The 12,169-nt window shown below is 44.5% G+C and carries 11 protein-coding genes; 7 read left to right on the top strand and 4 right to left on the bottom strand.

The genetic code is table 11. From position 1 onward, the window contains the following. Positions 1 to 15: 15 nt before the first annotated feature. The 6 genes from moaA (at position 16) to ACO0KV_RS07155 (ending at position 6,940) form a co-directional block, all read left to right on the top strand. A complete protein-coding gene (gene moaA / locus ACO0KV_RS07180; protein WP_423041334.1) occupies positions 16 to 1,032 on the top strand; it encodes a GTP 3',8-cyclase MoaA in 1,017 nt (338 codons plus the stop codon). A gap of 22 nt (positions 1,033 to 1,054) precedes the next feature. Continuing rightward, positions 1,055 to 1,735: a carbonic anhydrase gene (locus tag ACO0KV_RS07175; RefSeq protein ID WP_423041332.1), complete on the top strand. Its 681-nt coding sequence runs from the start codon at positions 1,055 to 1,057 to the stop codon at positions 1,733 to 1,735. A gap of 64 nt (positions 1,736 to 1,799) precedes the next feature. Then, on the top strand, positions 1,800 to 3,725 hold the full coding sequence (locus ACO0KV_RS07170; RefSeq protein ID WP_423041330.1) for a type IV pili methyl-accepting chemotaxis transducer N-terminal domain-containing protein: 1,926 nt from the start codon (positions 1,800 to 1,802) through the stop codon (positions 3,723 to 3,725). Between the two features lie 47 nt (positions 3,726 to 3,772). Continuing rightward, positions 3,773 to 4,417, top strand: coding sequence for a response regulator (locus tag ACO0KV_RS07165; RefSeq protein ID WP_423041328.1), 645 nt, complete (start codon positions 3,773 to 3,775; stop codon positions 4,415 to 4,417). Positions 4,418 to 4,734: 317 nt separating this feature from the next. Then, on the top strand, positions 4,735 to 5,421 hold the full coding sequence (locus ACO0KV_RS07160; RefSeq protein WP_423041326.1) for a Crp/Fnr family transcriptional regulator: 687 nt from the start codon (positions 4,735 to 4,737) through the stop codon (positions 5,419 to 5,421). A gap of 370 nt (positions 5,422 to 5,791) precedes the next feature. Next, positions 5,792 to 6,940 (top strand): NnrS family protein, encoded by a 1,149-nt coding sequence (locus ACO0KV_RS07155; RefSeq protein ID WP_423041324.1) that lies wholly within the window; start codon positions 5,792 to 5,794, stop codon positions 6,938 to 6,940. Between the two features lie 8 nt (positions 6,941 to 6,948). Here the strand turns inward: ACO0KV_RS07155 and ACO0KV_RS07150 are convergent, their stop codons facing one another. The 4 genes from ACO0KV_RS07150 to ACO0KV_RS07135 form a co-directional block, all read right to left on the bottom strand. Next, complete coding sequence (locus tag ACO0KV_RS07150; RefSeq protein ID WP_423041322.1) at positions 6,949 to 8,184, bottom strand: HPP family protein; 1,236 nt, start codon at positions 8,182 to 8,184, stop codon at positions 6,949 to 6,951. 26 nt (positions 8,185 to 8,210) lie between these two features. Further along, the gene (locus ACO0KV_RS07145; protein ID WP_423041320.1) at positions 8,211 to 8,597 is read right to left on the bottom strand and encodes a SirB2 family protein; all 387 of its coding nucleotides are present in this window, start codon (positions 8,595 to 8,597) and stop codon (positions 8,211 to 8,213) included. Positions 8,598 to 8,612: 15 nt separating this feature from the next. Next, on the bottom strand, positions 8,613 to 8,876 hold the full coding sequence (locus ACO0KV_RS07140) for a DUF2249 domain-containing protein (RefSeq protein ID WP_423041318.1): 264 nt from the start codon (positions 8,874 to 8,876) through the stop codon (positions 8,613 to 8,615). A gap of 92 nt (positions 8,877 to 8,968) precedes the next feature. Next, a complete protein-coding gene (locus ACO0KV_RS07135) occupies positions 8,969 to 11,248 on the bottom strand; it encodes a nitric-oxide reductase large subunit (protein WP_423041316.1) in 2,280 nt (759 codons plus the stop codon). Between the two features lie 332 nt (positions 11,249 to 11,580). Here ACO0KV_RS07135 and ACO0KV_RS07130 point away from each other — a divergent pair, with 332 nt between their 5' ends. Further along, complete coding sequence (locus ACO0KV_RS07130) at positions 11,581 to 12,021, top strand: RrF2 family transcriptional regulator (RefSeq protein ID WP_423041315.1); 441 nt, start codon at positions 11,581 to 11,583, stop codon at positions 12,019 to 12,021. Positions 12,022 to 12,169 lie beyond the last annotated feature (148 nt).

Below are 12,169 nucleotides of genomic sequence, written 5' to 3'. Positions count from 1 at the left end.
AACCACAATATAGGCATGGAATACCCTGCCCATCACACTAGTGCTCAAACTTCTCCTGCATTGATCGATCGTTTCGGTCGTCAGGTTAGTTATTTACGTTTATCGGTTACAGATCGCTGCGATTTGCGTTGTAGTTACTGTATGCCAAAAGGTTTCTCTGGTTTTGAAGAACCTGAGAATTGGTTGCGCTTTGATGAAATAACACGCGTGGTGGCCGCCTTTTCTCGCATGGGGGTTGCACGCGTCCGCTTGACCGGTGGCGAGCCTTTATTACGCCGGAACCTGCCCCAGTTAGCTTCACAGCTTTCGGAATTACCTGGTGTGAGTGATATATCTTTGTCAACGAATGCCACGCAATTACACAAACATGCTCACGCTCTACGTCGCGCAGGCGTCGCTCGCATCAATGTCAGTCTGGATAGTTTGGATAAAGCATGTATGCAGACCATCACAGGCCGTGATAGTTATGCCAGTATTATGGCGGGGCTGCAAGCCGGTAAAGAGGCCGGATTTGACCCGATTAAGCTCAATATGGTTGTCATGCGTGGGGTCAATGAACATGAAATTCTGCGCATGGCGCAATTCTGCTTTGAGCAAGGATTTATTTTGCGCCTGATTGAGGCGATGCCCATGGGAAGTACAGGCAGAAATAGCCAATTTTTAGACATTAGTGCAGTACGCGAGGAACTGGTAAATCATTTTCAGTTGATACCTGCCGCAACAGAAATGGGCGGCGGGCCTGCGCGCTATTGGAGTACCGCAGATGGCAAAAGCTCTATTGGCTTTATTTCGCCCATCAGTCAACATTTTTGCGCTAGTTGTAATCGCGTCAGGCTCTCAGTTGATGGTACCTTATACATGTGCCTGGGACAGGAAGAGAAATTTGAATTGCGTCCCCTATTAAGATCTGGCATTAGTGATCTTGATTTGGAGGCTGCAATACGATCTGCGATAGAATTAAAGCCAGAGCGACATGAATTTATAGAGCAGCCGCATAAAATCATCCGTTTTATGTCGCAAACTGGCGGCTAAATAATGGTCAACGGAGAGCAAGGTGGAAGTCAAAAACATTCATCAATTTATTGAGGGATTTCAGCGTTTTCAAACAAAATACTTTGCTGGTGAAAGTTCAATTTATGACAAACTGAATCATGGCCAGAATCCGACCACCTTGCTGATTGGCTGTTGTGATTCTAGGGTCGATCCCGCACTGTTACTTGATTGTGATCCAGGTGACATTTTTGTCGTCAGGAATGTGGCTAATCTGGTTCCTCCCTGTAACGAGTCAGCGCATCAGCATGGTGTCAGTGCGGCGATTCAGTTTGCCGTTGAGACGCTCAATGTGCAACGTATTATTGTCATGGGACATGAGAAGTGCGGTGGAATTCGCGCTCTGATGCAAGGTTATAAACCAACCCGAAAAATTGACTTTATTGGACGTTGGATGAAAATTGCGGAGCCTGTTAAAAAGCAAGTCTTGCAACAATTGGCGCAATGTACCGAAGCTGAGCAACATCGTGCTTGTGAATTGGGTTCGGTGATTTTGTCATTGAATAATTTACGTAGTTTTCCTTGGATTGCAGAGCGTGAAATCACTGGCAAGATTGCCTTGCACGGCTGGTATTTTGACATGAGTAACGGTGCATTACTGGCCTATTCTGAACGTTCAGACAGTTTTTTACCCATGGTATGTCCTCTGAATGTAACGCAACAAACTGGCAGCATGGCGGAATAAGCTGCTTGATCGGTGACCTTCGTCACTATTTGTTTTAATAAAATAATTTTCCCCGGCCTTTATTATGAATTTACCATCCAGCGTACCTGTTAGTAAGCGACTGACGTTTCGGATATTGCTGACAACATTGGTCGGCCTAGGTCTGACCTTGGGAATGATTGGCTACACGTTGCTACTTTCTTGGCAATTGGAGGGGGGTGGGGCCGCGATTAATGAGGCGGGTAGTTTGCGTATGCGCTCCTACAGACTGGCTGTCGAACTTGAACACTACCAAGATAAGGCCAGGATAGAACAAGAGTTGCGGGAGTTTGATCATAGTTTGTTGGATTTGCAGACGGGCGATGCTAAGCGCCCATTGTTTTTGCCGATGACGCCAGCGATTCGTGCGCAGTTGCATAAGGTTGAAATCGAATGGCAACAGCGTGTGCAGCCAGGGGCAAAAAAAGTATTAAGTGTCGCAAGTATCGATGAGAAAAATAATGCGGTAGCGGCGTATGTTAATAATGTATCGACCTTCGTAAATAATATTAATGACTTAGTGTCTTTGGTTGAAGTTGAATTGGCAGAAAAGACGACCTGGTTACGTTTATGCCAGACCACGCTGACCTTTATGGCATTGGCGGCCAGTGTGGCGTTGCTCTATTTGTTATATCTGTGGATTGTCGGCCCGGTTAGTCGTATGCAGGCGGGTATTGCACGTATGTCTAACGATGACCTCAGTGTTCGCTTGCCAATAGAAACGGACGATGAATTTGGTGCATTGGCACTGGCGTTTAATCATATGGCCGATCGGGTGCAAACTGTCCATCGCACACTGGAAGAGCGTGTTTCTGAAAAGACCTCTAAGTTACAAGCGCAAAACCTAGAAGTGAGCACCTTGTACGAGATCGCAGGATTTCTCGCCGGACCACATCCGATTGAAGAATTATGTCGTGGTTTTTTGCATAAAATTATGCAAAGAATTCATGCTGACGGTGGCACGGTCAGAATACTTGATCATCAAAACGATCACTTACACATTATTGTGCACGAAGGTATTTCTGAGAAAATGATTGAGGATGAGCATTGCATAAAAAAAGATGAATGTTTGTGTGGTGCTGCCACGCAAAAAGGCATCATTTTTGTCAGGGACTTCAGTCAACTGAATCAGCAGAAATATTATCGCTGTCAGGAAGAAGGTTTTTTTTCGCTAGCCATTTTTCAAATAATGGCGCGTGAACAAGTGATCGGTAGTTTTTCGTTGCACTTCTCTGACGAACGCGCCATTTCCGGTGAGGAAAGACGCTTACTTGAAACTTTAGGTAAAAATCTCGGTACGGCGATTGAAAATCAGCGTTTGGTTGCAAAGGAAAAGGAGTTTGCGGTATCGCAGGAACGAAATTTGTTAGCACAAGGTTTGCATGACAGCATTGCGCAAGGGTTAAATTTTCTCAATCTGCAAGTACAAATGCTCGAGGACTCCTTGCGTCGAAATGCAATCGAAGAGATTGCTGATATCGCACCGTTACTGCGCGCAGGTGTGCAAGAAAGTTACGAAGATGTCCGAGAGCTGTTACTCAATTTTAGGACTCGGTTAGAAGATAGTAATCTTGAGTCGGAAATGCGTAATGTTGTCAGCAAGTTTCAACGGCAAACCAACGTTGCAAGTGATATTGAGTTTATTGGGAATGGTGCACAATTAGCTCCCGAACAGCAATTGCAAGTTCTTTTTATTTTACAGGAAGCCCTATCCAATATACGTAAACACGCTCAGGCTTCTGTTGTCCATGTGTTGGTGAAAAATGAGAGGGACTTTTTTATGGTAATTAAAGATGATGGAGCGGGATTTGATATCAGTCGTGTTCATGAAAAAGGTGAGCAGCATGTTGGGCTGCGCATCATGAAAGAACGGGCGGAGCGTCTTTCTGCTCAATTTGATCTTGATAGCCAACCAGGAAAAGGTACAACAATTGCGCTGCAATTATCACGTCAGGAACGGCTAGTCGCATAAACATCCTATAAACAATAACAATTGCACTATCACCTCGAAAGAAATGCATGCCTATAAAAATATTATTGGTTGACGATCACACCTTATTCCGTAGCGGAATTCGTTTGTTGTTACAGCGAAATCCTGATTTTGAAATTGTCGGTGAAGCAGCAGATGGTCTTGAAGGTGTAAAGCGCGCTAAGCAGTTGCGACCTGATGTGGTATTGATGGATTTAAATATGCCTGGCTTATCTGGGCTTGAGGCAATGCAGCTTATCGTAGAGGACCTCCCAGATACGGCAGTATTGATGCTGACAGTGTCAGAGGAAGCTGAAGATTTGGGGACTGCTTTACGTAACGGGGCTCGTGGTTATTTGCTCAAAAACATCGAAGCCGATTATTTAACCCATGCAATTAAACGCGCCGCCGCCGGTGAACCTGTGATTGCTGAGGCCATGACGGCGAAATTAGTCATGCAATTTCGTTCTGGTCACAATGTCAGCACAACGCCTGAACGTGAAAAATTAACACCGCGCGAACGGGAAACCATGGTCTGCCTGGCACGCGGTGAGAGCAATAAGGAAATTGCGCGAACACTGGATGTGGCTGAAAGCACAGTCAAAATCCATGTGCAAAATATTTTAAAGAAACTTAATCTTAGTAGTCGTGTACAAATTGCAGTGTATGCCGTTGAGCATGGTATGGATAAATAAAGTTCAAGAGACTACGTGAACGTTTAGATTTTTGATGTCGCCCTTAGTCATTCTGATCGAAAAAACAACCCGTTCTCTAGTGTGTTTTGTTGTTGCTATATAGGCCAGTTTTTTATCCCATAGAAGCGAGTGCAGAGAACACCGCTGCCAAGAACATTCAATATGTTGAAAAATTTTGCGAGAGAATGTAATACGTCTGATGAGTTGATGGATAAGAGAATGCCCCATCTGCTGCGGGTGTCTAGTCCGCTTGACGTATAGGAATCTCCGCTACTTCCTTCTAAAATTGATCTATGTCAATTAAAGGGAGATGTGTGATGAATCAAACAAACATGCTTGGTTTGCTGGAAAACCATACACTCTTTAAAAATATTTCAGCGATCGATTTGCAGGATTTGCAAAGAGAGGTGGTGAGAATAGAACTCGAAAAAGGCGAGACACTTTTTCGTAAAGGAGACATCGCAGATGCCACCTACATATTAGTTTATGGGTTAGTAAAACTCAGCATTCCTTCATCTCAAGGGAATGAGAAATTGCTTGAATTGATACGTGCAGGACAAAGTATTGGTGAGGCAATGATGTTTTTGGATGAACCATTTCCATTTTATGCGGAAGGTTTAGAGCCGACCTTGCTATTAAAAATCCCACGTACAGCCTTATTACGCTTGTTAGATAAATCTCCACTCATTTCACGACAGATGATGGCCGGATTATCATATCGTTTATTAGGATTTATACGCAATGTTGAACGTTACTCGTCACAAAATGCAACCCAACGTGTGATTGATTATTTACTGAAAACAGCAGCTGTACAAAGTACTAATCACGTTAGACTGGAGTTAAAGAAGCATTTGCTTGCGTCACTACTAAATCTCACTCCAGAAACATTGTCACGGGTGTTGCATCAACTAACCGCACAAGAACTCATTAAAGTGAGAGGTTCGTCGATTTTTATTGGTTCGGCGGACGCTTTAAAGTCCTATCAACTTGACGTGGATACTTAATTTTTCTTTTTCAATTCCTTGACGCGATGTTTTTTTTTGAAGAGGGACGGATATGCTGACCTCGACATTGACGTGAAATATAGAATGGACAGGACCCATGGTCTGCCAATTCGATCCATTTTTCATAAGCGCCCTATCACCTTTGAGCATTTTCTTTGTCAGCGATGCTTATTGCAACAAGTGGCGTTTTATTGCAATAAATCAGCATAGTTAAAAAGACGTAATACATATACTCCCAATGCATCTTTGAAAAATGTCAGCATTACTCATAAGATAGAGAAGTATGTTATCAACGCTGACAGAGAGCGTTTATTGAATGCAGGTCGTTTATTTAACTGCCTTCTGTCGGTTGAAGTTTATCGGAACCATTATGATGAAACGTCTTGCAATCGCACCACATCGCCTGTATTTTTTCTTGGGCACCCTTTTGATTTTGGTCCTTTTTTTCTGGTGGTGGATGCAACTTCAACACCCAGCGACAATGCCGATACCTTTGCACGCTATGTTGATGCCGTTGGGCGTGTTTCCATTATTTATTCTCGGCTTTACATTCACAGCAGGTCCTAAATGGCTGTCGGTTGAAAGCAAAGACCAATATTTTTTACTCCACGGTGGGACCTATTTTTTCGGTGTGCTAACAGTGATACTTGCCTCTGGAATTGGATTGGGTCCATTGCGCAGTTCAGGTTTCGCCTTGATGCTAAGTGCATGGTGTGCGGTAACTTGGCGTTGGGCACGTTTATTAATACGGAGTAACGCAGTAGATAAAAAACATGGATTTGCACTTTTGTTAGGCATGTGTGGCGGAGTACTATCGTTGATCGTCGGTTTGCTGTGGAGTATGGGGTGGGGCGCGGGGTGGCAATATGCGCGTCACCTTGCATTGTTTGGTTTTTTATTGCCAATATTTTTGACTGTGTGCCATCGTATGTTGCCATTTTTTAGTGGTAATGTCTTAAAACCCTATGTGGTGTGGCGCCCGTACACACTCCTAGGAGGTTGGTTGCTTGGGTGTTACTTGTTAGTGCTGAGTGGGAGTTGTGGATTCGTAGGGTTGCAAGCGTTGACGGCGAGTATGCTCTCTCTGAGTTTTCTATATACGTCTTGGCGTTGGGGAATAATCCGTTCTTTGCAAAACCGCCTGTTAGCGATGTTACACCTGTCATTCGCATGGTTGATTATTGTGTTTGCTATCGTTGCTTTGGATGGATTTGGCTTTCATATGGGATCAGCCGCAACCCACGCACTAGCACTTGGATTTATGGGAACGATGTTAGTCGGTTTTGTCAGCCGGGTTTCGTATGGACACAGTGGACGACCGTTACAGGTCTCTCAAGCCTTATGGATTCTGTATTTAGGATTGCACGTCTCGGCAGCCCTGCGTATTTTTGCAAGCATACTGTCAATGCCGGAGTTAGTCCTCGTTTCTGCTACTGCCTGGCTGTTATTGATGGCCTGTTGGATTGCTATGATGGTGCCGATGTATTTGAAAGCACGCGCGGATGGACAGCCTGGTTAGCTTGTATCTCACCTTGTGGCCTGGGTGCTATCGACAAGGGAGAGGGGATTCTGAAAACTGTTATCTGTTAATTGACCGCGATAGAGTGCGGCAATGAGATCAGATTGTGTCACGATGCCTACGAGCTTATTTTCATTATCTACAATCGGAATATGATGTAGACCTTGATCTGATAAAAGTGGCACAAGTTCGACAATGTGGAAATCATGCTGTACCGTGCGGACATTTTTTGTCATGATCTGTCCAGCTACTTCAGGTTTATTTGATGACATCCCTACAGTGCGACGGATCAGTCGACGTAATTTATCGTCAAAAGTCGCGTAAATATCAAGGTTAGCATGTTTCATAAAGTCGACTAAGGTGACGATGCCTATGACGTGTCTGGCGATGTCAACGATAGGAAGTACCTTGATCCGGTGCTCACGCAGCAATTTCCATGCGTCCTCCAGTGAGGTACCAAATTCTGCGGTGATAACATCTTTTGACATAACGTCGCGACAAGTAATTTCGCCGAATCGGCGGCGATACGCATGCATTTCAGTTTGCATGAATAAATTTTCCAGATCGTCGCGACTAATATCCAAAACTTGATTGTATTTTTTTAGGACATTGTCTAGATCTGTTGAGTTAAAGCCGATTCTGTCTATGCTATTGCCATCGCTGGTAGCGTGAGAACTTTTGTGATCAGGTTGTGAAATATGTGGATAAGGACGCCCTGTCAAATTATTGTAAACGAGCGCCAGCGCCAATAACAAAATTGTATTGACGAGGACAGGAAATAAAACGAAGTCATAGCCAAGACTGACAATGACTGGTCCACCAAGTACCGCGGTGAGCGCGACAGCGCCACCTGGAGGATGTAGACACCGTAAAGCAAACATGGTTGCGACTGCAAGACTGCTTGCGATTGCTGCGCTATAGATTGAAACTCCGAAAAACTGAACGCAAGTGACGCCGATGACGGCAGATACCAGATTCCCACAAATGGCTGACCACGGTTGAGCCAATGGGCTCGCCGGAACCCCGAACAAGAGTACTGCCGATGCACCTAGTGGCCCTAGCAGCATCGGTGCGTTCGTTAGTGATCCTATCATTAATTTGCTCGCGACCCCAGTCAGAACCAACCCGATAAACATGCCGCAACAGGACCGTAAGCGTTCTTGACGATCAACATTGAGACGAGCCGGAGAAAATGATTTAAACCAGGACAACAACGATTTTGGGTGCGACCACTTGTTACGCATAAAAATGTACGGGGTATTGGTAACGGTTATGGTTGAAGAAATGGTAAAACTTGTTTGGTAATAGCAACCGCGATGATATAGAAGAAAATAGTCAACGCCATGATAAATGTAGTGATTTTTATATTTTTGGTTTTACCTCGTTTGAGTGCGAGGCTTCCCAGCATAATATAAAGAAATAAGGCGGATATTTTTGCGGTAATCCAATTTGTGACAAACGGATATTGTTGACTCCAGGCGACCATAATGAGGGCAGTCGTCAGCAATAGTGTGTCGATCAGATGTGGCGCGATGTTAACCCAGCGCTTTTCCAGCATGCGTGAGCCCGCAAACGTCCAACAACCTCTGATAAAAAATAGACTACCACTCAACATTGCACAAGTAATGTGAATATGTTTGATCGTTTGGTAGTCCATTGAGTTTCACTCCATTTAATGTGCAATGACAAAATCGATGACGATTTCTCCTGGCTCTTGAGAAACAGGCGAGATAATAACGCGATCACCAAAATATTGCTCTATTTGTGTGAGTAAAGGTAAAGGATTATGGTCGTTACAAAAGCGCATTGTTTCGCCTGGTTGCAAGGCATTCAACGCACCAAATATAGCCGCATGGCGAAACCGCTTTGCGATACCTCGCGCATCAAATGCATAAATTCCTTCAGAAATAATGGGAGTAGAACAGTCGTGTGCCATGATAAGTCCTTAAATAGAAAATAGTGAGTGAAGTGCGATTTTTTAAATGAAAGAGATCATGCGACCCCTTTCATTAGATTAGAAATAGATGCTTATGCTTTATTGACGTAACTATTGTTAAGCGTTGCAGTTTGACTGCGCTTTTTTCCGATCAGCAAACGGAGTGCAAACAGCGCCAGACATAAGACGCCACAAGAAAATATGACATCGCCAGGAACGCGCATCCACACCAATGTTTCCATAAATTTCGAGTGAACCAGTTCAGGCGAACGTGCATACCACATGCCTTTACTGATGCTTGCCACTGCCTGGTAAATTCCGGCTGGTACCAATGAAATGAATACCATCATTGAGAGACCAATGTTGAGCAGCCAGAACATCCCTTGCAGTAACTTATCTGACCATAAAGCCCGATCCGATAAGCCGCGTAAGCAGAACAACAGCAGACCAATGCCCAGCATGCCATAGACACCGAACAATGCCGCATGACCGTGCGCTGGCGTCATGTTTAAGCCTTGTAAGTAGTACAGAGCGATCGGCGTATTGATGGTGAAGCCGAGTAAGCCTGCACCAATGACGTTCCAGAAGCCGACCGCAATGAAGCATAGGATAGACCACTTGTATGCTTGCATCCATGGTGCAGCCTTAGAACGTTGATAGTTCTTGTAGGCTTCCATTCCTATCATCGCCAGTGGTACCACTTCCAACGCTGAGAACATCGCCCCAATGGCAATCACAAAAGTTGGCGTGCCAGTGAAATACAGATGGTGCAATGTACCCAGGATGCCACCAAACAAGAAGACGATAGTTTCCAAGACAATTGCGCTGTTTGCGGTTGCTGCATGAATAAGGCCCAGTCGTGTGAACAATAAAGCGATAACTGCTGTGGCAAAGACTTCAAAAAATCCTTCTACCCACAAATGAACCAACCACCAACGCCAGTATTCAATCATGGAGTAATGGGTATGCTGTCCCCATGCCAATGAGCTGGCATAGAAAGCACCGATACACATGGCAGCTAAGAACACCATGGCAATTAAGCCTCGGCTTTCTGATGGTTTTTTGAGAGCCGGCAAAAGACCTCGACCTAGGAGAACGACCCACAGCAACAAGCCAATGAATAATAAGATTTGCCAGATGCGCCCCATGCTCGTGTATTCCAAGCCTTGATTACCGATCCAGAAGCTAAAGTCATTTCCTTTGTGCATGACACTGCCAAACCAGCCAAATGCGGTTGAGCCAACCACAATGAACAGCAATGCGTAGAACAATAAATTAACACCTAGTTTTTGAAATTTAGGCTCGTATCCTGAAATGGCGGGGGCAATATACAGACCTGTTGCCAGCCACGCTGTTGCAATCCATAACACCGCGAACTGTGTGTGTATGGTACGGCTAACGGTAAATGGTAAAAAATCTGCGAGGGGGAAACCAAAGAAGCTATGACCTTCTACTGCATAGTGCGCTGTGATGACGCCCATACCCACCTGCGCCAAAATCAGACCAATGACGACATAGAAGTATTTTTTTGTCGCCAGCATGGATGGCGTTGGTTTGAGGTCAAACAAAGGATCCGCTTTTGGCGGAACTGGGTCACTGATTTCTTTGTTTAACGAGTGATAGAAAATCATTCCAGCAATCGCTGCAATCATTAATATGACGCTGGCGATAGACCAGATACCTGCACCCGTGGTCGGCGTGTTATGCACCAATTCTTCGTGCGGCCAATTGCTGGTATAGCTTAGATCATGGGCGCTAGGTCGGTCTGTGGCTGCTGCCCACGCTGACCAGAAGAAAAAGGCTGGTAATGCTTGCAGGTCAGCTTGATCCGGTAAGGAATTGGCGTTCATTGCATATTGTTCACGCAACTTGTCCATCTCCGGATTGGTACCGAATACGCCGATGTAATGTGCAGCCACTTGACGTACTGCAATTGCACGTTCAGCAGAAATGGTGATGGTCTCTGCTGATTGATCATAGGAATTTTTGCGCATTTCTTCTGCGAGACGCGCTTTCAATTCCGCTTGATGACCGAGACTGAGCTGATCAAAGGGAAGTTTTGATTCCTTTTGTGCCCATACGTCGAGGAGTGCGAGAGATTCTCTATGCAACCAGTCAGCAGACCAGTCTGGCGCCACGTAACTACCGTGGCCCCAGACTGTACCTAATTGCTGGCCTCCAGCAGAGAGCCATGCTTCTTGGCCACGCTGAATTTGTCCTTCAGAGAATAAAACAGCGCCGTCAGTACTGACGACTTGTTTGGGAATAGGCGGCGCAGTCAAATAAATTTCCGTTCCTACCCAGCCTAATACGGCAAAAGAGAGAACGAAGATGACTGCGAGCCAGGTCCAGAGTTTACGCGTAGCATGCATGGCGTGAGTCCTTATTGGTGTGGTTAAAAATCGCGATGACGTTAAGTTGGCGAAATCCAAAAACGCGTCTTAAAACACTTGCTAACGTCATTAAAGATGCATATTATCTGCATGTATAAAAAGATGTAAAGTAAATGCATGTTAATTCTCTTTTAGGGTTTATAAAAATTGATCTGGATCATTTTTAGGGATTGTTGTGTGGCAAAGCTAACTCGTTTTACTGAGGTAACATGGGATGTTTTTTTTTTAGCATTAAGTGATGCGTGAGTTTAAATAGACTTTTTTAGTGCAGCCCCGCATTGAAATAGGCGGTGCAGAAATAGAGCAAGAAAATGAGATTAACTGCTTATACAGATTACACTTTGCGTACCTTGATTTATCTGGCTTTGCATAGAGAGAGATTGGTCACCATCCAAGAAATCGCGGAATTTCACGATATATCAAAAAATCATTTGACGAAGATTGTGCACCAGTTGGGGATGTCTGAGATGGTCGATACCGTGCGTGGTCGCCATGGTGGACTGAAGCTAAAACTGGAGCCCGGTAGTATTAATATCGGTGATGTCGTGCGTAGTACTGAATCAGATTTTTACATGGCAGAATGCTTTGACCCAGCCAATAATACCTGTTCCTATGCAGAAGCTTGTAGGTTAAAAGGGGTGTTAAATTCTGCGACTAATGCATATCTTGCCGTGCTTGATGGTGTCTCTCTTGAGGATTTAATTTCAAAAAATAAAATGTTTAGTAAAGTACAGATACATACAAAAAAATAACATAAAAGACCAACATCGGTGCTGCCTTGGGTACGATCTAACTTTTGGGGCCAGCGTTAAATCGATGATAGGGTTGATGTTAGACAATAAGAATTTTTTGAAACTTATCTTTGGTCAAGGATTTTTGTAGCGCAGCTCGCTATTGTGA

The organism is Undibacterium sp. RuRC25W, from assembly GCF_049339825.1.
In the GTDB taxonomy this organism is placed as follows: Bacteria; Pseudomonadota; Gammaproteobacteria; order Burkholderiales; family Burkholderiaceae_D; genus Undibacterium.
The sequence above is the reverse complement of the archived record's forward strand: the minus strand, read 5'-3'. Positions and strand labels throughout refer to the sequence as shown.

Coding starts and splice junctions, on each gene's coding strand:
- ACO0KV_RS07165 (WP_423041328.1), top strand. CDS start 3,773: ATGCCTATAAAAATATTATTGGTTGACGATCACACCTTATTCCGTAGC.
- ACO0KV_RS07150 (WP_423041322.1), bottom strand. CDS start 8,184: ATGCGTAACAAGTGGTCGCACCCAAAATCGTTGTTGTCCTGGTTTAAA.
- ACO0KV_RS07155 (WP_423041324.1), top strand. CDS start 5,792: ATGATGAAACGTCTTGCAATCGCACCACATCGCCTGTATTTTTTCTTG.
- ACO0KV_RS07135 (WP_423041316.1), bottom strand. CDS start 11,248: ATGCATGCTACGCGTAAACTCTGGACCTGGCTCGCAGTCATCTTCGTT.
- moaA (WP_423041334.1), top strand. CDS start 16: ATGGAATACCCTGCCCATCACACTAGTGCTCAAACTTCTCCTGCATTG.
- ACO0KV_RS07145 (WP_423041320.1), bottom strand. CDS start 8,597: ATGGACTACCAAACGATCAAACATATTCACATTACTTGTGCAATGTTG.
- ACO0KV_RS07160 (WP_423041326.1), top strand. CDS start 4,735: ATGAATCAAACAAACATGCTTGGTTTGCTGGAAAACCATACACTCTTT.
- ACO0KV_RS07170 (WP_423041330.1), top strand. CDS start 1,800: ATGAATTTACCATCCAGCGTACCTGTTAGTAAGCGACTGACGTTTCGG.
- ACO0KV_RS07130 (WP_423041315.1), top strand. CDS start 11,581: ATGAGATTAACTGCTTATACAGATTACACTTTGCGTACCTTGATTTAT.
- ACO0KV_RS07140 (WP_423041318.1), bottom strand. CDS start 8,876: ATGGCACACGACTGTTCTACTCCCATTATTTCTGAAGGAATTTATGCA.